This is a genomic window from Pseudomonas sp. RC10-4-2 (assembly GCF_050433085.1).
In the GTDB taxonomy this organism is placed as follows: Bacteria; Pseudomonadota; Gammaproteobacteria; order Pseudomonadales; family Pseudomonadaceae; genus Pseudomonas; species Pseudomonas aeruginosa.
Map to the genome: position 1 here is coordinate 279446 of NZ_JBNPXX010000004.1, position 21185 is coordinate 300630.

General features: G+C 62.2%; 18 protein-coding genes and 1 pseudogene. 13 read left to right on the forward strand and 6 right to left on the reverse strand.

The window, feature by feature from the left end; all coding sequences use genetic code 11:
- Positions 1 to 38 precede the first annotated feature (38 nt).
- The 5 genes from fmt (at position 39) to FHW81_RS20120 (ending at position 4716) form a co-directional block, all read left to right on the forward strand.
- Complete coding sequence (fmt, locus tag FHW81_RS20100) at positions 39 to 983, forward strand: methionyl-tRNA formyltransferase (protein WP_023089593.1); 945 nt, start codon at positions 39 to 41, stop codon at positions 981 to 983.
- A complete protein-coding gene (gene rsmB / locus FHW81_RS20105) occupies positions 980 to 2284 on the forward strand; it encodes a 16S rRNA (cytosine(967)-C(5))-methyltransferase RsmB (RefSeq protein ID WP_106120531.1) in 1305 nt (434 codons plus the stop codon). Before fmt ends, rsmB begins: the two co-directional genes overlap by 4 nt.
- A 27-nt stretch (positions 2285 to 2311) precedes the next feature.
- The gene (trkA, locus tag FHW81_RS20110; protein WP_003107053.1) at positions 2312 to 3685 is read left to right on the forward strand and encodes a Trk system potassium transporter TrkA; all 1374 of its coding nucleotides are present in this window, start codon (positions 2312 to 2314) and stop codon (positions 3683 to 3685) included.
- 148 nt (positions 3686 to 3833) lie between these two features.
- On the forward strand, positions 3834 to 4151 hold the full coding sequence (locus tag FHW81_RS20115) for a tetratricopeptide repeat protein (RefSeq protein WP_003120685.1): 318 nt from the start codon (positions 3834 to 3836) through the stop codon (positions 4149 to 4151).
- Between the two features lie 292 nt (positions 4152 to 4443).
- Positions 4444 to 4716 (forward strand): hypothetical protein, encoded by a 273-nt coding sequence (locus FHW81_RS20120; protein ID WP_003107049.1) that lies wholly within the window; start codon positions 4444 to 4446, stop codon positions 4714 to 4716.
- A 65-nt stretch (positions 4717 to 4781) separates the two neighbouring features.
- On the opposite strand, the gene FHW81_RS20125 is transcribed toward FHW81_RS20120, so the two are convergent.
- From FHW81_RS20125 to FHW81_RS20140, 4 genes are all read right to left on the reverse strand, one after another.
- Positions 4782 to 5435: a 7-cyano-7-deazaguanine/7-aminomethyl-7-deazaguanine transporter gene (locus FHW81_RS20125; protein ID WP_003097286.1), complete on the reverse strand. Its 654-nt coding sequence runs from the start codon at positions 5433 to 5435 to the stop codon at positions 4782 to 4784.
- Positions 5436 to 5581: 146 nt separating this feature from the next.
- Entirely contained in the window at positions 5582 to 5848 is a 267-nt protein-coding gene (locus tag FHW81_RS20130; RefSeq protein ID WP_003100272.1) for a PilZ domain-containing protein, read from the reverse strand.
- 84 nt (positions 5849 to 5932) lie between these two features.
- On the reverse strand, positions 5933 to 6820 hold the full coding sequence (locus FHW81_RS20135; RefSeq protein ID WP_003097282.1) for a lysophospholipid acyltransferase: 888 nt from the start codon (positions 6818 to 6820) through the stop codon (positions 5933 to 5935).
- Between the two features lie 143 nt (positions 6821 to 6963).
- Positions 6964 to 7515, reverse strand: coding sequence for a DNA-3-methyladenine glycosylase I (locus tag FHW81_RS20140; RefSeq protein ID WP_003097280.1), 552 nt, complete (start codon positions 7513 to 7515; stop codon positions 6964 to 6966).
- A gap of 104 nt (positions 7516 to 7619) precedes the next feature.
- On the opposite strand from FHW81_RS20140, the gene glyQ reads away from it, so the two are divergent.
- Together glyQ and glyS are read left to right on the forward strand one after the other, a co-directional pair.
- Complete coding sequence (gene glyQ, locus FHW81_RS20145) at positions 7620 to 8567, forward strand: glycine--tRNA ligase subunit alpha (RefSeq protein WP_003097276.1); 948 nt, start codon at positions 7620 to 7622, stop codon at positions 8565 to 8567.
- Positions 8567 to 10621 carry a glycine--tRNA ligase subunit beta gene (gene glyS / locus FHW81_RS20150; RefSeq protein ID WP_003120686.1) on the forward strand — a complete coding sequence of 685 codons (2055 nt, stop codon included), beginning with the start codon at positions 8567 to 8569 and terminating at the stop codon, positions 10619 to 10621. Before glyQ ends, glyS begins: the two co-directional genes overlap by 1 nt.
- A 56-nt stretch (positions 10622 to 10677) precedes the next feature.
- Here glyS and FHW81_RS20155 read toward each other — a convergent pair whose 3' ends face one another.
- A complete protein-coding gene (locus FHW81_RS20155; RefSeq protein ID WP_023091499.1) occupies positions 10678 to 12384 on the reverse strand; it encodes a di-heme-cytochrome C peroxidase in 1707 nt (568 codons plus the stop codon).
- Between the two features lie 331 nt (positions 12385 to 12715).
- Between FHW81_RS20155 and gmhB the strand changes: the two genes are divergently transcribed.
- The 6 genes from gmhB to FHW81_RS20185 all read left to right on the forward strand — a co-directional run bounded on the left by gmhB (position 12716) and on the right by FHW81_RS20185 (position 19941).
- On the forward strand, positions 12716 to 13252 hold the full coding sequence (gene gmhB / locus FHW81_RS20160; RefSeq protein WP_023086853.1) for a D-glycero-beta-D-manno-heptose 1,7-bisphosphate 7-phosphatase: 537 nt from the start codon (positions 12716 to 12718) through the stop codon (positions 13250 to 13252).
- A gap of 11 nt (positions 13253 to 13263) precedes the next feature.
- A complete protein-coding gene (locus FHW81_RS20165) occupies positions 13264 to 14037 on the forward strand; it encodes a lysophospholipid acyltransferase family protein (protein WP_003100265.1) in 774 nt (257 codons plus the stop codon).
- 217 nt (positions 14038 to 14254) lie between these two features.
- Complete coding sequence (locus tag FHW81_RS20170) at positions 14255 to 14470, forward strand: hypothetical protein (protein WP_010792430.1); 216 nt, start codon at positions 14255 to 14257, stop codon at positions 14468 to 14470.
- A gap of 140 nt (positions 14471 to 14610) precedes the next feature.
- The gene (locus FHW81_RS20175; protein ID WP_003161077.1) at positions 14611 to 16827 is read left to right on the forward strand and encodes a hypothetical protein; all 2217 of its coding nucleotides are present in this window, start codon (positions 14611 to 14613) and stop codon (positions 16825 to 16827) included.
- Between the two features lie 437 nt (positions 16828 to 17264).
- A complete protein-coding gene (locus FHW81_RS20180) occupies positions 17265 to 19682 on the forward strand; it encodes a helicase-related protein (protein WP_044266087.1) in 2418 nt (805 codons plus the stop codon).
- A gap of 52 nt (positions 19683 to 19734) precedes the next feature.
- Complete coding sequence (locus FHW81_RS20185; protein ID WP_019725661.1) at positions 19735 to 19941, forward strand: hypothetical protein; 207 nt, start codon at positions 19735 to 19737, stop codon at positions 19939 to 19941.
- On the opposite strand, the pseudogene FHW81_RS20190 reads toward FHW81_RS20185, so the two are convergent.
- Positions 19872 to 21024: pseudogene (locus FHW81_RS20190) on the reverse strand (IS3 family transposase). The gene FHW81_RS20185 and the pseudogene FHW81_RS20190 overlap by 70 nt on opposite strands.
- Positions 21025 to 21185 lie beyond the last annotated feature (161 nt).

Below are 21185 nucleotides of genomic sequence, written 5' to 3' on the forward strand. Positions count from 1 at the left end.
CTTGCCCCGGCAAGCCTTTTTCTTTTAGCGAGCCCCGCATGAGCCAAGCATTGCGCATCGTCTTCGCCGGAACCCCGGAATTCGCCGCCGAGCATCTCAAGGCCCTGCTCGACACCCCACATCGGATCGTCGCCGTCTACACCCAGCCTGACCGGCCGGCCGGCCGCGGGCAGAAACTGATGCCCAGCGCGGTGAAGAGCCTGGCCCTGGAGCATGGCCTGCCGGTCATGCAGCCGCAGAGCCTGCGTAATGCCGAGGCCCAGGCGGAGCTGGCGGCCCTGCGCGCGGACCTGATGGTGGTGGTCGCCTATGGCCTGATCCTGCCCCAGGCGGTACTCGATATCCCGCGCCTGGGCTGCATCAACAGCCACGCCTCGCTGCTGCCGCGCTGGCGCGGCGCCGCGCCGATCCAGCGCGCGGTGGAAGCCGGCGACGCGGAGAGCGGCGTCACCGTGATGCAGATGGAAGCAGGGCTCGACACCGGCCCGATGCTGCTCAAGGTGAGCACGCCGATTTCCGCCGCGGACACCGGCGGCAGCCTGCACGACCGGCTCGCCGCGCTCGGCCCGAAAGCGGTGGTCGAAGCCATCGCCGGCCTGGCCGCCGGCACCCTGCATGGCGAGATCCAGGACGACGCCCTGGCCACCTACGCGCACAAGCTGAACAAGGACGAGGCACGCCTCGACTGGAGCCGTCCGGCCGTCGAACTGGAGCGCCAGGTCCGCGCCTTCACCCCCTGGCCGGTCTGCCACACCAGCCTCGCCGATGCGCCGCTGAAAGTCCTCGGCGCCAGCCTGGGGCAGGGCAGCGGGGCGCCCGGAACCATCCTCGAGGCCAGCCGCGACGGCCTGCTGGTCGCCTGCGGCGAAGGCGCCCTGCACCTGACCCGCCTGCAATTGCCTGGCGGCAAGCCACTGGCCTTCGCCGACCTCTACAACAGCCGCCGCGAGCAATTCGCCGCCGGCCAGGTGCTCGGCCAATGAACCCGCGTCTCGCCGCCTGCCAGGCGCTGGCCGCGGTGCTCGCCGGACGCGCCTCGCTGTCTGGCGCGTTGCCGCCGCAACTGGACAAGGTCGCCCCGCGCGATCGCGGCCTGACCCAGGAGCTGGCCTTCGGCGCGGCGCGCTGGCAACCGCGCCTGCAGGCCCTGGCCGTGCGCCTGTTGCAGAAGCCGTTCAAGGCCGCCGACACCGATATCCACGCCCTGCTGCTGATTGGCCTCTACCAGTTGCTCTACACGCGGATTCCGCCGCACGCCGCGATCGGCGAGACCGTCGGCTGCGCCGACAAGCTGAAGAAGGGCTGGGCCAAGGGCGTGCTCAACGCCGTGCTGCGCCGCGCGCAGCGCGAAGGCGAGACGCTGCTGGCCGAGGTCGACCGCGATCCCTCGGCGCGCCTGGGCCATCCGCGCTGGCTGCTGAAAGCGCTCAAGCAGGCCTGGCCGGAGCAACTCGACGCGCTCTGCGCAGCGAATAACGCACACCCGCCGATGACCTTGCGGGTCAATCGGCGCCACGGCGAGCGCGATGCCTACCTGGCCGAACTCGCCGAAGCCGGAATCGAGGCCCGCGCCTGCGACTACAGCCGCGACGGCATCCAGCTCGCCGCGCCGCGCGACGTGCGCGAACTACCGGGCTTCGCGGAGGGCCGCGTCAGCGTTCAGGACGAAGCCGCGCAACTGGCCGCCGAGCTGCTCGAAAGCGCGCCCGGCCAGCGTGTCCTCGACGCCTGCTGTGCGCCTGGCGGCAAGACCTGCCACCTGCTGGAAACCCAGCCGGAACTGGCCGAAGTGGTCGCCGTCGACCTCGAGGAGAGCCGCCTGATAAGGGTCCGGGAAAACCTCCAGCGGCTCGGCCTGCAAGCCAGCCTGGTCGCCGCCGACGCCAGGGCCACCGGGGAGTGGTGGGACGGCAAGCCGTTCCAGCGCATCCTCCTCGACGCGCCGTGCTCGGCCACCGGGGTGATCCGCCGCCACCCGGACATCAAGCTGGCGCGCAAGCCGGAAGACATCGCCGCCCTGGCGCACCTGCAGGGTGAATTGCTCGACGCGCTGTGGCCTACCCTGGAAGTCGGTGGCGTACTGCTCTACGCCACCTGTTCGGTGATGCCGGCGGAAAACAGCGACAGCATCGCCGCCTTCCTCGCCCGCACGCCCGGCGCCCGCGAACTGGACCTTCCCGGCCCCTGGGGCATGAAACAGCCCCACGGCCGCCAGTTGCTGCCGCAGGTGGAGGGCCACGATGGCTTCTACTATGCCAAGCTGATCAAGATATCCGCCCGTTGATCGAAACCTGACGAGCCGTTTCCTGCCATGAAAATCATCATCCTCGGTGCCGGCCAGGTCGGCGGCACACTGGCCGAGCACCTGGCCAGCGAAGCCAACGACATCACCGTGGTCGACACCGACGGCGACCGCCTGCGCGACCTCGGCGACCGCCTCGACATCCGCACCGTGCAAGGCAAGGCCTCGTTCCCCACGGTGCTGCGCCAGGCCGGCGCCGACGACGCCGACATGCTGGTGGCGGTGACCAATAGCGACGAGACCAACATGGTCGCCTGCCAGGTCGCCTACACCCTGTTCAACACCCCGACCAAGATCGCCCGCGTCCGCGAGCCGGCCTACCTGACCCGTACCGGGCTGTTCGACAACGAGGCGATCCCGGTGGACGTGCTGATCAGCCCGGAGCAGGTGGTCACCAACTACATCAAGCGCCTGATCGAACACCCCGGCGCGCTGCAAGTCATCGACTTCGCCGAGGGCAAGGCGCAGTTGGTCGGGATCAAGGCCTACTACGGCGGCCCTCTGGTAGGGCAGGAGCTGCGCCAGCTGCGCGAGCACATGCCGAACGTGGATACCCGCGTCGCCGCGATCTACCGCCGCAACCGGCCGATCATTCCCCAGGGCGACACGGTGATCGAGGCCGACGACGAAGTCTTCTTCATCGCCGCCAAGGCCCATATCCGCGCGGTAATGGGCGAGATGCGCAGGCTCGACGACAGCTACAAGCGGATCATCATCGCCGGCGGCGGCAATGTCGGCGAGCGCCTGGCCGAGGCCATCGAGAGCCGCTACCAGGTAAAGATCATCGAGCGCAGCCCGCTGCGCTGCCGGCACCTCTCGGATACCCTGGACAGCACCATCGTGCTCAACGGCAGCGCTTCCGACCGCGACCTGCTGCTGGAGGAAAACATCGGCGAGACCGACGTGTTCCTCGCCCTGACCAACGACGACGAGGCCAACATCATGTCCTCGCTGCTGGCCAAGCGGCTCGGCGCGAGCAAAGTGATGACCCTGATCAACAACCCGGCCTATGTCGACCTGGTGCAAGGCGGCGAGATCGACATCGCCATCAGCCCGCAACTGGCGACCATCGGCACCCTGCTGGCCCACGTTCGCCGCGGCGACATCGAGAGCGTACACTCGCTGCGCCGCGGCGCAGCCGAAGCGATCGAAGTGGTAGCCCATGGCGACGCCAAGTCGAGCAAGGTGATCGGTCGCTCGATCAACGAGATCAAGCTGCCGCCGGGCACCACTATCGGCGCGCTGGTGCGCGACGAGGAAGTGCTGATCGCCCATGGCGACACCCGCATCGAGAGCGGCGACCACGTGCTGCTGTTCCTGGTCGACAAGAAATACATCCGCGACGTCGAGCGACTGTTCCAGGCCGGCCTGACGTTCTTCTGAGGCACGCCCTATCGCGAACGGCGATAGGGCTTCGGCCTACGAACACCAAGGGGCCGCGTGCCTCCTTCGCAACGGCCGAATCCCTCTGTTCCGTGCAAAGCCTGGCCGGAGCCGGGCACAATGGCCGACATCGTTGGAAGAGGGCAGGATGATGATCGAAGGTCTGGAAAAGATGCTGGCCAAAGGCGTGGACAATGCGCTGCTGCGCTTCGGCCTGGGCAAGGGCTACCTGGACGCGGGCGACGCCGAACGCGCGGCGGAACACCTCCAGCGCTGCGTAGAGCAGGACCCGAAGTATTCCGCCGGCTGGAAGCTGCTGGGCAAGGCGCGCCAGGCTGCCGGCGATCTCGCGGGCGCCCGGCAGGCCTGGGAGCAGGGCCTGGCAACTGCCGCGACGCATGGCGACAAGCAGGCCGAAAAGGAAATGACGGTGTTCCTGCGCAAGCTCGACAGGGCGAGAACCTGAGCGTCCGGCCAAGGCTTGCGCAGCGCGTTCTCGCCACCCGCCGGCCGGAGTTCCGGCAGACGGGTCGGGCGTGCTCATCGAGCGCTGGCAGAACGGTTCGAGCACGCCCCGACGACACTTTTACAAAGACCTGTTCCACACATTCGTAGGCAACTTCTGTCAACGATGTAGCCTGCATCCCGAACGCCCAACACCCCATTGAGCGACCGCTGCCGGCCCTCTAGCTTCGACTCATCGCTTCGGTCAAAGCCCGAACGCGACACCTGACTTCAACTACTTTTCCGGAGCCAACATGTCGAAGCAAGAGCGTTCAGTCCCGTCCTATGTCGAATACCCATACGAGCAAGCGATTCTCTACGTTCACCGGAACGCCTCCGCCAATGAGATGCTCGAATCCGTACAGGAGCGCCTCAGGGCTCTCCTCGGCCTCCTCCATGCCTTGGAAAGGATCGAAGTGCGGACGGGGCAGGGCGTTCCCATTCAGCGCGTGGCGCACATCCTGGTCACGCTCGGCGGCGATGCCCTGACGCTGCTCACGGCCGCGCACCGGGCTACCACCTCCTGAACGAAGAAGGGCGCAACGGTCATCACGGCCTGTTGCGCCCTTCCTCCAGATTGCCTCGATGAGCCTCAAGCGTTGCTCTGCGGCCGCCCCGGCAGCATCTTCAGGATGCCGTTGAGTAGCATGCCGTAGAGCGGCACGAACAGTAGAAGACTGATACTCAGCTTCACTCCGTAGTCCACCGTGGCGATTTCCACCCAGTGCTGCGCCATGAACGGATTGTCGCTACGCCAGAACGCCACGAAGAAGAAGGTGAAGGTGTCCAGCAGGTTGCCGAGGATGGTCGAGGCGACTGGCGCGGTCCACCAGTGCCGGGAACGACGGAGGCGGTCGAATACCTGGATATCGAGGATCTGTCCGAGCACATAGGCGAGGAAGCTTGCCAGGGAGATCCGGGCGACGAAGGTGTTGAACTCGAGCAGCGCGGAGAAACCACGGAACGCCGCTTCCTGGAACAACACCGAGACCACGTAGGAGGCGATCAACGCCGGGATCATGACCCGGGCGATGACCAGCCGGGCAGGGCCCTTGCCCAGCAGGCGCACGGTGAGGTCGGTAGCCAGGAAGATGAACGGAAAGCTGAAGGCGCCCCAGGTGGTGTGCCAGCCAAACAGGGTGATCGGCAACTGCACCAGGTAGTTGCTGGCGATGATGATGAAGATGTGGAAGGCGATCAGGCCGGCCAGGGTGCCGCGCCAGGCCGCCGGAGAAGAGGCTGACATGTGCTGTCCTTTTTGCGCGATGGGGTGAGGGAACCCATGCCCGGCACCATGCCGAGCGGCGCGCATTCTAGCCGATAACCGGCAGCGGTTTCGCCAACTCTGTGATCAGTGGCTCATGCCTGGGGTTCCACGTGGAACACCACCGTTCAGGCTTCGCTGAGAAAGCGCAGGCCGACGCCTTCCGCATCGACTCGCACGACTTCCATCTGCAGGATCGGCGCGTCGATCGGCAAGTCCTGTACCTGGCCAGTAACGACACTGCCTGTTGGGAGCTGGGTCAGCTCCGGGTGTTTGACATAGACCCCGGTGTCGGAGAGGTCGCGTGTCTGCGCCATCAGCTCGCCAAATAACGGGTGACTGATACGGATTCGGCACTTGAGCGGGGTTCGTGGGTATTGTCGTTGATTATCCATCGAGTCCCTCGGGACCTGCGGAGGAGGCGGCAGAGCTGAGCATAGTACCCGGATATGAAAAAGGCGTCTTCCGACGCCCTTTCCTCAATACCATTTTTTCTCGCCATCCGGGCGGTTCTTGAAGCGCTTCATGCTCCACATGTACTGGCTGGGATAGGCTCGTACATACTTCGCCAACTCGCGGCTCATGGCTGCTACAGACACTTCCAGGTCCTTGTCGTACATGTCCGCCGGAGCCGCTTCGAGGATCACCTTGTAACCGCTACCATCGGGCAGGCGCACCGCATGGAAGAACACTCCACGCGCCTTGCCGCGTGAAAGCAACTGCGGGACGAACTTGCTGATCAATGCAGTGGTGCCCAGGTAGGGCACGAAGAGCCCAGCGGTACGCGCGGGCTCGGGGTCGGCGGGAATTCCTACGCAACCGCCTTTCTTCACTTCCTTGATGACGCTGAGGATACCCTCCGGAGTGGAAGGTGCGACGCGGTTGCCTAATTGCACGCGTTGCTTCTTCAGCAATTCGTCGACTGCCTTCAGCTTGGGCGGACGATAGAAGATGATCGGCTTGGCGTAGGAGCAATAGAAGTGGTTGAGTACTTCCCAGTTTCCCAGGTGACTGGTAATGCCGACCAGACCATCGCCGGAAGCCAGCGCTTCCTCCAGCACCTCCATGCCTTCGACCTCGCGGATGTATCTCAGCGACTTTTCAGGCGGCCAGATCCAGGCGCAGGCACTTTCGGTGAGGGTCCGGCCAATATCCATCAGGCTTTGTCCGACCAGCTTTTCCAGTTCGGTTTCAGACAACTCGGGGAAGCACTTGGACAGGTTGATCCGCACTACCTCGCGGGATCGATTCGGCAATTTCCACATCAGCCAGCCTATGCCGGCCCCGACGCCTTGCACGGCACGCCAGGGCAATAACGCGAACAGGCGTAGGGCCCCCACCACCAGGGCACCTTTGAATTTCTCCACGAAACACTCCTCGCTCGACTCGAACGCGCATTGTACGCCAGGAAGAAGGCGAGGGCGGCAGCCAAGGAAGCGGGGCGACCAGCTATGCTGCGCGCCGATGTTCCACGTGGAACATCCGAACGCATCCGTCAGGGAGCGCCCGGCTAGCCGACGAGTTGGGCGTAACGGTCGCAGTCCTGGGTATGGTCCATGACCATGCCGCTGGCCTGCATGAAGGCGTAGCAGATGGTCGGCCCGACGAAGTTGAAGCCGGCCTTGCGCAGCGCCTTGCTCATGGCCTCGGCTTCCGGGGTAATCGCCGGCACCTCGGCGCGACCGGCGAAATGGTTGATCTTCGGCTGGCCGCCGACGAAGGACCAGAGGAACCCAGCCGGGTCGTCCAGCTCCAGCCAGGCCTGGGCGTTCTGCCGCGCAGCGTTGAGCTTGGCCCGATTGCGAATGATGCCGGGGTCGAGCATCAGTTCGTCGATCTCCGCGTCGCTCATCTGTGCCACCCGCTGCACGTCGAAGCCGAACAGCACCTCGCGGTAGCGCTCGCGCTTCTTCAGCACGGTGATCCAGGACAACCCGGCCTGGAAGCCCTCCAGCAGCAGAAGTTCGAACAGCGCGTCGGGATCGCGCTGCGGCACACCCCACTCCTCATCGTGGTAGGCCATGTAGAGGGGATCGTCGTTGCACCAGAAGCAGCGTGGCATAAGGCTTTCCGTGGTTTTCCAGGGATCGGGGGGACGGGCGAGGCGGCGCGGGAATCGGGTATACTTCCGCGTTTTGTATCGAAGCCTCAGCACAGGTGAATTTCGTGAGCCAGACTACGCCCGCCGTGCGCACCTTCCAAGACCTGATTCTCGCCCTGCAGAACTACTGGGCAGAGCAGGGCTGCGTGGTGCTGCAGCCCTACGACATGGAAGTGGGCGCCGGCACCTTCCACACCGCCACCTTCCTCCGCGCCATCGGCCCGGAGACCTGGAACGCCGCCTACGTCCAGCCGAGCCGCCGCCCCACCGACGGTCGCTACGGCGAGAACCCCAACCGCCTGCAGCACTACTACCAGTTTCAGGTGGTCCTGAAGCCGAACCCGGAGAACTTCCAGGAGCTGTACCTCGGCTCGCTGAAAGCCATCGGCATCGACCCGCTGGTCCACGACATCCGCTTCGTCGAGGACAACTGGGAGTCGCCGACCCTCGGCGCCTGGGGCCTGGGTTGGGAAATCTGGCTGAACGGCATGGAAGTCACCCAGTTCACCTACTTCCAGCAGGTCGGCGGCATCGAGTGCTATCCGGTCACCGGCGAGATCACCTACGGCCTGGAGCGCCTGGCCATGTACCTGCAGGGCGTGGACTCGGTCTACGACCTGGTCTGGACCGACGGCCCGTTCGGCAAGGTCACCTATGGCGACGTGTTCCACCAGAACGAGGTGGAGCAATCCACTTTCAACTTCGAGCACGCCAACGTGCCGAAGCTGTTCGAACTGTTCGACTTCTACGAAAGCGAAGCCAACCGCCTGATCGCGCTGGAGCTGCCGTTGCCGACCTACGAGATGGTCCTCAAGGCTTCGCATACCTTCAACCTGCTGGATGCGCGGCGCGCCATCTCGGTCACCGAGCGCCAGCGCTACATCCTTCGCGTGCGTACCCTGGCCCGCGCCGTGGCGCAGAGCTACCTGCAGGCCCGCGCGCGCCTCGGCTTCCCCATGGCCACCCCCGAATTGCGTGACGAAGTACTGGCCAAGCTGAAGGAGGCCGAATGATGAGCGCCAAGGATTTCCTGGTCGAACTGGGCACCGAAGAGCTGCCGCCAAAAGCCCTCAACAGCCTCGGCGAAGCCTTCCTCAGCGGTATCGAGAAGGGCCTCAAGGCTGCCGGTCTGAGCTATGCCGCTGCGCGTTTCTATGCGGCGCCGCGCCGTCTCGCCGTGCTGGTCGAGCAACTCGCCGTGCAGCAGCCCGACCGTACCGTCAACCTAGACGGTCCGCCGCTACAGGCCGCCTTCGACGCCAGCGGTAACCCGACCCAGGCCGCCCTGGGCTTCGCCAAGAAGTGCGGCGTGGATCTGCAGCAGATCGACAAGAGCGGTCCGAAGCTGCGCTTCAGCCAGACCATCGCCGGCCAACCGGCCGCCGGCCTGCTGCCGGGCATCGTCGAGGCCTCGTTGAACGAACTGCCGATTCCCAAGCGGATGCGCTGGGCAGCTCGCCGCGAGGAGTTCGTGCGTCCGACCCAATGGCTGGTGATGCTGTTCGGCGACGATGTGGTCGAGTGCGAGATCCTCGCCCAGAAAGCCGGGCGCGAATCCCGTGGCCACCGCTTCCACAATCCGGACAATGTGCGTATTTCCAGCCCGGCAGCGTATCTGGAAGACCTGCGCGGCGCTCATGTGCTGGCCGATTTCGCCGAGCGCCGCGAGCTGATCGCCAAGCGCGTGGCCGAACTGGCCGCCGAGCAACAGGGCAGCGCCATCGTGCCGCCGAGCCTGCTCGACGAAGTGACTGCACTGGTCGAGTGGCCGGTGCCGCTGGTCTGCTCCTTCGAGGAGCGCTTCCTCGAGGTCCCGCAGGAAGCCCTGATCACCACCATGCAGGACAACCAGAAATACTTCTGCCTGCTGGACGCCAACGGCAAGCTGCTGCCTCGCTTCATCACCGTCGCCAACGTCGAGAGCAAGGCGCCGGAGAACATCGTCAGCGGTAACGAGAAGGTGGTTCGCCCGCGCCTCACCGACGCCGAGTTCTTCTTCAAGCAGGACAAGAAGCAGCCGCTCGAAAGCTTCAATGAGCGCCTGCGCAACGTAGTGTTCCAGGCCCAGCTCGGCACCGTGTTCGAGAAGGCCCAGCGCGTCTCCGGCCTGGCCGCCTACATCGCCGAACGTATAGGCGGCAATGCGCAGAACGCCTCGCGCGCCGGCATCCTGTCCAAGTGTGACCTGGCGACCGAGATGGTCGGCGAGTTCCCCGAAATGCAGGGCATCGCCGGCTACTACTACGCCACCCACGGCGGCGAAGCGGAAGACGTCGCCCTGGCCCTCAACGAGCAGTACATGCCGCGCGGCGCCGGCGCCGAGCTACCCTCGACCCTGACCGGCGCCGCCGTGGCGGTGGCCGACAAGCTCGATACCCTGGTCGGTATCTTCGGCATCGGCATGCTTCCCACCGGCAGCAAGGACCCCTACGCGCTGCGCCGCGCTGCGCTGGGCGTGCTGCGCATCCTCATCGAGAAGCAGCTCGACCTGGACCTGGTAGCCGCGGTCAACGCCGCCGTCGAGCAATACGGCGACAAGGTCAAGGCCGCCGGCCTGGCCGAGCAGGTGCTGGACTTCGTGTTCGACCGCCTGCGCGCGCGCTACGAGGACGAAGGCGTGGACGTGGCCGTGTACCAGTCGGTGCGCGCGCTCAAGCCAAGCTCGCCGCTGGACTTCGACCAGCGCGTACAGGCCGTCCAGGCCTTCCGCCAGTTGCCTGAAGCCGAGGCCCTGGCCGCGGCGAACAAACGGGTGTCGAATATTCTCGCCAAGTCCGAGGACGAGGTTCCGCCGAACGTGGATGCCAGCCTGCTGGTGGAAGCCGCCGAGAAGGCCCTGGGCAGCGCCGTGGCGAACGCCGAAAGCGAAGTCGCGCCGCTGGCAGCGGCACGCGACTATCGCGCCGCGCTGGCCCGCCTGGCGGCCTTGCGCGAGCCGGTGGATACGTTCTTCGCCGATGTGATGGTCAATGTCGACGACGCGGCGGTGCGCGCCAACCGCTATGCGCTGCTGGCCAAGCTGCGCGGGTCGTTCCTCGGGGTGGCGGACATCTCGCTGCTCGGCTGAGCCAGTCCCGCCTCGAAGAAAAGGCCCGGCGTCCTCGCGACACCGGGCCTTTTTCACTACAGGACCTTCAGATACTCCAGCAGCGCACGCTTCTCCTCGGCCGACAGGCTGGTGCCGTACTCATGGCCGCAGCGGCTGTTGCCGGAATCACGCTGCTCGCAGCCGGTGGTCTTCAGCACATAGCTGCCGAATTGGGTCTGCTGGGCGGCGAGGCCGACCTTTTCCACGTCGTAGGCCGAGCCCACCGGGAAGGATTCCACCCGCTCCGCGGCCGGCTTCAGCAACTCTTCCAGGGTCGGCACCGAGCCGTTGTGCAGGTACGGCGCCGCTGCCCAGATCCCCTGCAGGACCCGCGACTCGTAGGGGTAGGGGTCGGCCTGGGTACGCACCGGCTTCTGGAAGGCGGTCAGCAGTTGCCGGGTTTCGTCGGTCATCACGCTTTCCGGCTTGACCGCCGCCGCCTTGGCATCGTGCTTCTCACCGAGGATCGGCACGAAGTGCTGCAGGATCGAACCGGCCACCGCTACGGCGAGTACATCGAAGGCTCCGTCGGTCGCCTTCAGCGGCTGGCCGAACGGCATCCGCGCGCCCTCCATCACGCCGGTCTGCACCTGGCCATCGAGGATGGCGTGCTGGCGGCTGTCGCTGCCGACGTCCCTCAGCGGAGTGTCCCAAAGCACCAGGTCCTTGATCCGGATGCCGTGGCACTCCACGCAGCCACCCTCGTCGGTCTTGCGGGCGAAGATCAGCGCGCCTTTCCTGGCCAGGTGCTTGTCCACCGCCCAGGGCCACTTCGGCGGGCCGATCTTCTTGATCAGCTCCTCCAGCTTGCCCAACCCGTGGAAGTTGGCCGAGTTGACCTTCAGGTAGTCCATGCCCAGCAGGTGGAACTTGCTCTTCTGCGGGTGGAAGGTGGCGAACACCCCGTAGACCTCGCCGACATTGCGCGCCAGGCCGAGCAGGTCGTTGCCGTTGGCGGCGAAGCCGGGCCACTGGGTCTTGTTCTGCCGCGCCGCGTTCCACAGGAACGGGTAGCGCACCGGCGCATCCGCCGCCTTGATGTTGTCGGGAATCAGATAGGGCGGCGCGGTGCCGATATCCAGCCCGGTAAGGCGGTTGAAGATCATCGATACCGCGTCCAGTCGCGCCGGTCCCCAGGTGTCCTTGGGCAGCGCGCGCTCGATCAGCGTGTGATAGGGCTCGTACCATTCCTTCACCGCCGCGAGCAGGGCGTCACGCGCACCGGGAGGCGGATTGGCCCCGAGGATCTGCTTGGCGAAGGCGTCGAAGGCGGCGTCATCGCTGGTCAGCGGTCCCACGGCCCGATCAAGGTCGGCGAGGAATGCCTGGAAGTCGACGATCGCCGGACCGCCGTCGATCCGATAGGCCGTGCCCTTCACCTCGATCTGCCGGGTATGGCAGGCCGAACAGGTCATGCCGACCATCTGCCGGGCGCCCGTGCCGGCTACGGTGAAGCCCACCGGCAGGCCTTCCGCGGGCGCCTTGGGATTGGGCAAATAGCCGTAGCGGGCCAGGCTGTCGGCGAGGAAAGGCGTTCCATCCGGCTGTCGCAACGCCTTGAGCCAGGGCAGGGGCATCACCTGCGAGCCCTGGTCGCGGCTGTAGAAGTCCTGGCGGTGGCTTTCGGTCCATTCCTTGCCCTGGTCGAGCATGACCGGAGCGGCCGCCAGGGCGGCGGAAGAAAGAGCCAGGGAAACGAGGGACAAGCTTGAAAGGTGCAGTGTCTTTTTCAGGCGTTTCACGGTTACCGTCCTTGGGAACGGGCAGACGCCCCGGAACTCCCCGTCGTCATGCCCGCTCCACCTGTGGTGGAAACACGGCCGGTCGGCCGTGCTGGCATGCGATAGGCGCTTACTGCGTTACTCCGGTGATCCACCCGCCAAGGGGTTCGCACGTACTCCGAGACACCCACTGCTGCGTGCCAAATGACTCCCTGGCCTGGGATTGCCATTCCATTGCCATTATTGAATCTAGTACAGATTGTCCAGCGTAGGGGGCTCGTCGATCCATCCGCGATGCTCCGGCTGGCTGAGGTAGAATCGATCCTTTCCGTTCATGGCCAACTGCGCATCGATGTCCCGTTCCCTGCTGATTCTCGACCGCGATGGAGTCATCAACCTCGACTCCGACGATTACATCAAGACCCTCGACGAGTGGATCCCCATCCCCAGCTCGATCGAGGCCATCGCCCGCCTGAGCAAGGCCGGCTGGACCGTCGCGGTGGCTACCAACCAGTCCGGCATCGCCCGTGGCTATTACGACCTGGCGGTGCTCGAGGCCATGCATGCGCGCTTGCGCGAACTGGTCGCGGAGCAGGGCGGCGAGGTCGGCCTCATCGTCTATTGTCCGCATGGACCGGACGACGGCTGCGAATGCCGCAAGCCGAAGCCGGGTATGCTGCGGCAGATCGGCGAGTACTACGGGGTCGATCTGTCGGGTATCTGGTTCGTCGGCGACAGCATCGGTGACCTGGAGGCGGCGCGGGCCGTCGATTGTCAGCCGGTGTTGGTAAAGACCGGAAAAGGTGTACGTACGCTGGGCAAGCCCTTGCCAGAGGGCACCCTGATATTCGACGATCTGGCGGCAGTCGCCAGCGCATTACTTCAGTAAGGTCAGAATACATGTCGACAGTGCAGGCCATCAGAACCGTCCTCTTTTACCTGCTGCTGTCCGCCAGCGCGTTCGTCTGGGGCACCCTCAGCTTCTTCATCGCGCCGATCCTGCCGTTCCGCGCCCGCTACCGCTTCGTGGTACAGAACTGGTGCCGCTTCGCGATCTGGCTGACCCGCGTGGTCGCCGGCATCCGCTACGAGGTGCGCGGACTGGAGAACATCCCGGAAAAGCCCTGCGTGATCCTCTCCAAGCACCAGAGCACCTGGGAAACCTTCTTCCTCTCCGGCTTCTTCGAGCCACTCAGCCAGGTACTAAAGCGCGAGCTGCTCTACGTGCCGTTCTTCGGCTGGGCCCTGGCCCTGCTCAAGCCCATCGCCATCGACCGCAGCCAGCCGAAGCTGGCCCTCAAGCAACTGGCCAAGCAGGGCGACGAGTGCCTGAAGAAAGGCGCCTGGGTGCTGATCTTCCCGGAAGGCACGCGTATTCCGGTGGGGCAGATGGGCAAGTTCTCCCGCGGCGGCACCGCCCTGGCGGTCAACGCCGGGCTACCGGTACTGCCGATCGCCCACAACGCCGGGCAGTATTGGCCCAAGGCCGGCTGGGCCAAGTACCCGGGCACCATCCAGGTGGTGATCGGCCCGGCCATGCACGCCGAAGGCGAAGGCCCGCGCGCCATCGCCGAGCTAAACCAGCGCGCCGAAGCCTGGGTCAGCGAGACCATGGCCGAGATCAGCCCCATCCAGCAGCGGGTCAGCCATCCGGAGCCGTCGGTGGTCTCGTGAAGGGCCGCAAAGCCCCCTGCAAGGCGCACTGTGCGCCGATTCGATAAAAGAAGCCCCGCCATAGCGGGGCTTCTTGTTTTCACGCGAGGCGCAAAGCAAGGCCGGCTGGAAACGATCGACCGAACCGACCGGCGACCGCTGCCCACACATGGAGCCGTGGGTTTATGGAGAGCTAGTGGTTCTCGCCCTCGCAGTCTCGGGATAGATTGGCCTGGTCATGCACCAGAACATTCTGGTCATCCAAACCCTGCTCAGCGGCCAGACCCAGATAAGCGAGCTACGCCTCCGCACGATCATTGGGCTGGAACATGAAAACGCAGAGCTTAAAGCCATGCTTCGAGCCCATGAGGCGCAGTTGATACAGCTTTCAAGACGCATTGAAGTGAGTGAATCCGGCAACGAGCGAGCACTGGCCGTGCAGACAAGAATTTAACGTTGTAGTGGCTGTTTGCCTTTACCCACAAGGTCGGTCTGGATAATGTGATAGACGACACAGGCCCACTCCTATGAGGTAGTGCGCGCCCTACACTCCACGATTTGTGCAGGTCTGGGCTGTGTCCTCACGGAATTGGTATGGAAATGGATTGGGAAGCGCTGTTAGACGAACTGTGGAGCTATGCCGCATCGGATCCAAATGAGCTGGAGACGAAGATTCGCGCGTGCTTGAAAGGTCATTCCTCAGAAGGTCTGCTTCAAGCAGTTGCGCTTCTAATTTCCCAAGGGCAGCACGCCACCGCCCGAACGCATCTCAGTGAGTTCCTTAAAAGCCACCAGGCAGCAGCAGATATCGGCCGCCGTCTTGAGCTCATTCTGTATTTCAAGAAAAGTCGCGCCCCCCAACCCCTTTCGCTTAAGAGCAAGCAACACAACAAAGAGACTCTGCTACAAGACGTCAATCACCTCGTCGCCGCTGGCAAATTGCAAGCGGCTGAGTCACTCCTGCTTGAGGCTATCGATACAAGCGAAGAGCCTGACTTTCTGAACCTACTCAGCCGCGTGTATATGCTGCAACGCCGCCCTATTGACGGGGCCAAGGCAATGCAACGTGCACTACTGCTAAAACGCCAACAAGAGGCTTTTGTAGAGCCAGATCTAGATTCAGAAGACGACTTACCGACAGCTAGCGACCTGGCATTTCTAAATGACTCAGCCACGTCATTGGCGACACTGGAACTCCCATCGGTGCCCAGTGCCCAGACCTCGACTGTGGCAGTCGACAACGAGCTCAGTTTCATTCAACAGGCTTCTGCCCAGCTCCCTCCCTTAAACCAGGACGGTTGGTGGGAAAACCATGTTGAACCCGCCTCTATTGAAACGACTGAACTCACCGATGCTGGTGAGGAGACCGACGCTCTTGATGCAGCCCCGGCCATTACAGAAGATGTGGTAGAACAGATAGATGAAGACGAGACCTCTTCACCAACTCCTAAAAAGCCCCTTCTCAAACTTGGCTTGCCAAGAAAACCCACTGAGCCCGGCGAATCGAAGGCCAGCGTCAAAGTATTCAATAAATCGGGACGACCTCTAAGAATCATCCCTACATCACCGTTGAGCCCACCGGGGCCAGACACTGATGAGCTACCCGAGCCGCCGGATACTGCTCCAGTATCCGAAGAACCTGTCATCCCCTCCGAGGTTCATGACGAGATCCTCGACGAGTACGATGATGATCTTCCTCAAGATGAACTTGAGCTGGACGTACTTAGTCCGGTGCAAATGGGCCTGGGGCTTGAAGATCCTGAAGATGACATCGACTTCGATCATGACCTGCATGATCTGACCATCATCGAGCTGGGCAAAGAACACGACAGGGACACCAACGCCGCTCTGGATGACTTCCGTGATGTAGACGATGACTACGCTGCCTATGCCTTTGACCCGGATGAAGTCTTCGACAATGAGGAGCCGTCAGCAGCCGAATCCACTGATTGGCTGGCAGACAAGCTTTCCCGTGAAGATCGCGCACTTCAGAAAGCTGCGGAACTGATTGGAAAAGCCAACTGGCCACTCAGCACACTGCCCTTGGTTCAGCAGATTTTTGTCATGAGCGGCTGGGGGGCAACTCGTCTTGCATTGGAGAGAGAGATCGAAAAGGGGCTCACTCCTGAGGAGCTGATCCTTGCTGCGCACATCAAAGTGATCTGGGCCGAAAACGATATCTACTGGATCGCCTTCGATAAAACCGGCAGTAGTCGCCTGTCCTACTACGTTCTGTCCTGGCCGACAGCGCTGCTGATCGTGCGCTCCTTTGAGTCGCTTCCCCAGGTAGAAGAGATCGAGGTCTTCCTCGAAAACCTATTTGCGTCTTGGTACGAAAACAGCACATTGCGCCGCGCGTTTAAAGCCTTTGCACGCTACCTATGGTTCAGGTTTGCCAACCTGGAAGGTTGCTTGCCCGCCAGCCAGCACTTTGATTTCCATGTTCCTCGCGAGCTGCCAGCTGAGGAATACAGTGATCTGGGAATTTGCGACACGCTAGAAATCGAGAAGACCGAGCGCCTGCGGGAATTTGGTGTATTCCAGACAAAGCATCCTCAGGAGCCCAGTTGCTACTTCAGTGACAAGCCCTATGTCAGAGAAGAAGAGCCAAGCCTTAATGCCTCAGGAAAAAGAAAGCAGGTGAAGGCTGATCCCGCAGACACAGAGCCTCTTTCAGATATCGAGGATGACACCGCAGGTATCGACGGTGTTGAAGAGGATTCGGCTGTGCCTCAATGGTCAGCTGCACCGCTCGCATCTGCCTTGCACACACAGAATATCGACCAACCTTCGCCAAGCATTGAGCCGTAAGGATAAAGGACTAGCCCATGAAGCCCCTCAAACTCTCCCACGTTCCTGGTTGCTGGGTCAGCCAGACTCTACCCAGCGGCCAGGGCGAACGCCGGGGCATCGTCAAAATGGCCATTGCTAAAGAAGCCGAAGATCAGCTTCAGGTTCACTGGTTCAGTCCGGAGAAGAAACTGGCCTATGTCGATGCATCTGCCGTGCGCTCAGGCTTTCAAAATGGCATGGACGTAGTCGACGAAACACCTGGTAGCGGTGTTCGCTCACTAGGGCAGGGCGTGATCATGCAGCAACGCACCTTGGCGGGGAGCGAGCAAGTCCTTGTCGACTTTCCTGAGCGAGGCGAACGCCATTGGCTGCCCTATCAGTACCTGCGTCAGGTGAAGGGCGTTAAGCATCGGTTTGTCACTGCCAGTAAAGGCGAAGCGGTCGATGCGGAACGCATGCGACTGCGCATGCTCGCCCATGCCATCAAGGTATGGAATGAAAACACGGGGGCCCTTTCTCACCTAGAGATTGAACCGCTACCTCATCAGATTCACTTGGTGCACCACATTATCGCCTCCGGCAACTACAACTGGTTGATCGCTGACGATGTGGGCCTTGGGAAAACCATTGAGACCGGAATGCTCCTGCATGCGCTACGGCAACGAGACCTGATCAAACGCATCTTGCTGGTTACCCCCGCCGGCCTGACCAAGCAGTGGCAGGAAGAGCTGTACCACAAGTTCAAGATCGAAGACTTTGAAATCTATGGTGAGGACTTTTTCATCAATGAACCTCGCCAATGGAAGATGCACGACTGTGTCATTGGCTCCATGGATCGACTCAAGCAGGAGGGTCACTTGGAGAGCCTGCTCCAGGCTGAGCCCTGGGATCTGGTGATATTTGACGAAGGCCATCGACTCAGCCGTCGCCAATACGGCCAGAAGCTGGACAGCTCTGAGCGCTACGACCTGGCGAAAAGCCTACGTAGTCAAACCGAGCACATGCTGTTGCTGAGTGCGACCCCTCACCAAGGCATGCAAGACAAGTTTGTCGCTCTACTGGAACTGCTTCGCCCCGAGCGACGTACCGATCTCATGGCACTCAACGTCAAGCCGGAGATCCTGCATGACATGGTGTTCCGTAACCACAAAGCAGATGTGACGGATGCAGAAGGCAATTTCATCTTCCAAGGCAAAATAACCAGTGCCTTGCAGGTACCCAGCAGCACGGAATCCATCGAGTTCGATAAAACCCTTCAGGACTATCTGCGCAAGGGCTATGACGCGGGTGAAGCACTGGGGCGAACCGGTAATGCCATTGGCTTCGTGATGACCGTCTACCGCAAGTTGGCAGCCTCCAGTGCAGCGGCTATTCATCGGGCGTTGTGCAACCGCCTTCAGCGCCTGCTCGACGATGAGGCCAACGGGCTCTCAGATGAAGAGCCCAGAGACCAGCGTTACCTGGGTGAGTGGGAAGAACAGTTCACCAGTGATGCCCGCGAATTCTTCGCTGGTGAAGTGCAGCTGCTTAAAGACCTGATTGCCGAAGCAGCGGCCCTGAAAGCAAACGACCTCAAGCTGAAGCTGTTTATCGAAGATATCATCGGCAAGATCCACGCCGCCAATGCCGACGAGAAGGTGCTGATCTTTACCGAATACCGCACCACTCAAAACTACCTGCGCGAAGCATTGGCTGGCCACTATGGCAGCGACCAAGTCGAGCTCATCAATGGCTCCATGCAACATGCTGAGCGACGCGAGGCCATCAAGCGTTTCGAGGAGCAAGGCCGCTTTCTGATTTCGACCGAGGCAGGCGGGGAAGGCATCAACCTTCAGAGCAAATGCCACGTCATGGTCAACTATGACCTGCCCTGGAACCCAATGCGCCTCGTACAGCGCATTGGCCGCCTGTATCGCTATGGCCAGAAAAAGAAGGTTGTTGTATTCAACATCCAGCAAACCGACAGCTTGGATCAGAACATCGTCGACCTGATGTATGAGCGAATCGACAGCGTGGTGACCGACCTCGCCGAGGTTCAGCGGCATGAGTTTAACGAAGGTCTGAAGGATGAAATCCTCGGCCAGCTTGCCGAGCTCATCGACGTAGAAAACATCCTGCAAGAGGCAACAAAACTTGGCATAGACCGTACCCGGGAGCGCATTGACGAAGCGCTGAAGCAGGCGCGTACTGCTGCCGCTAAACAACGAGAGCTGTTTGCCCATGCGGCCACCAGCAACCCCAATGAACTGCGCGATGAACTCGAAATTACTGTCGATCATCTCTACAGCTTCGTCCTTGGGATGTTCGATCAATTGGGTATTGAGGTCGCTGAGCGCAGCCACAAAGAACGGTTGCTGCGAATCCGATTGTCCGAGCAGGTGATGCGCGAAATGGGGCTATCCCCGAAGGGCTCGCAGCGTATGGATGTGACCTTGGATCGCATGCTGGCAGCCAATCGCCCTGACACCCACATGCTCGACCTCAACTCCAAGCTGATGCAGTACCTGCTGGGCAAGGCCTGCGAGTACGAATTTGGCGGTCTGGCTGCAATGCTCAAAGCACCAGAACTAGAAGAGGGTGCTCTGCTTGGGGCCATGCTGCACTGGCAAGGCCCCCAGGGTAAACGCATGCGGCAGGAGTTTGTGACCATCCAGGTTAACGATGGTAAAGCCAAGCTGAATCCTGCAAAAGCCAGCCAATGGCTACTGGCACCTGCGGAGCACAGCCCCCATAACCCCGACCCTGAATCCTCCAAAGGGCTGTTCAAGGTTGCAGAAGAAATGGCTAACCAGCGACTGGCCGATGCCAGTAACCGCTACCTGATACCCGAGAATTTGGACTGGGCTGCCGCAGGCTGGACGCAGCAGCACTGAGTTCGCACACTTTAGGCCAAGCGCCGCCCCGTTTTAGTTAAGGAAGAACACCATGAGTCAACACGACGCCAGCCTGCACGACCTGATCCTTCAATTACTCCCGAAGGACGGCAGCAGCATCGGCAATATCAAGCTTCAGCAGCAGTTGAGCGAAGCAGCAGCGTTCAGCTTCAGCGAAGAGTGTAGTGGTCAACCCATCCCGGACAGTGGGTTGAGTTTTTCTTCGGCCACCGCAGGCGGTAACCCGTCGTTGAATTGATGCGCCCTGATCCAGTTGTAGCGGTGCATCAAGTAATGACTGATGTCCCGTTGGGCCTCCTGCGCCGTCAGGTAACCCGTTGACGGGACCCACTCCGACTTCAGACTGCGGAACAGGCGCTCCATCGGCGAGTTATCCCAGCAATTCCCTCGGCGACTCATGCTCTGCTGCATCCGATAGCGCCAGAGCCGTTGCCGAAACAGGCGGCTGGCGTACTGGCTGCCCCTGGTCTGAATGGAACAGCACCTGCTGTGGCTTGCCGCGCTGTTTGTAGGCCATGTCCAGGGCCTTGATCACCAGTTCGGCATCCGGCTTGGCCGAGAACGCCCAGCCGATCACCCGCCGGGTATGCAGATCCAGCACCGCGGCCAGGTAGTGCCAACGGCCTTGCGCCCAGACGTAGGTGATGTCGCCACACCACACCTGATTGGGATGCTCGGTCGCGAATTCGCGGTTCAGCCGATTCGGGATATCCGGCCGCTCAACCGTGGCCTGTTTGTAGGCGTGCGAGCCCGGTTGCTTGCTGACCAGGCCTAGCTCACGCATCAACCGACGCACTCGGAAACGGCCGATGGTCACGCCCTCTTCGCGCAGCATGTCCAGAATGCTGCGGCTGCCGGCCGAGCCTGAACAACTGGTTGACTTGGCTGCGTAGCGCCACGCGGCGAGCATCGACACGCCGCCGTCGAAGACGGTGGACGTAGTAGCAAGACCGCGCCACATCGAAAGCTGAACAGACCACTTCCACCGACTCCTGCTCACTCAACTGGTCTATCAGCGCGTACGATCGAGTTCGTCCGACATCAAGAGAGCGGTAGCCTTTTTTAATATCGCTTTCTCCCGCTCCAACCGGTTGATCCGGGCTTCCAGCTCCTGGATCTTTTGCTGCTCAGGCGTCAACGCCTTGCTCTTCGGGGTCACACCCTGGCGCTCCGCCTCGAGCTGCTTCACCCAACGGCGCAAGGCCGAATCCACCACCCCCAGCGAACGGCAGGCGTCGATATGGCTGTAGCCTTGGTCCAACACCAGGGCCGCGGCCTCTCGTTTGAACTCGGCGGAAAACGTACGTCGTTGCTTGCTCATCAGACACCTCTCTCACGGCGAGGATTTTCGCCTAAATCGGTGTCCGGGATCAGTAGACCACTACAAACCAGGCATATACCGGGAAACAAAACCAACAAAGCCTCGATGAATGCGACCTTCAGCAGAATGAAATCAGCTGGGATCGTTGAGGAGTACAAGAC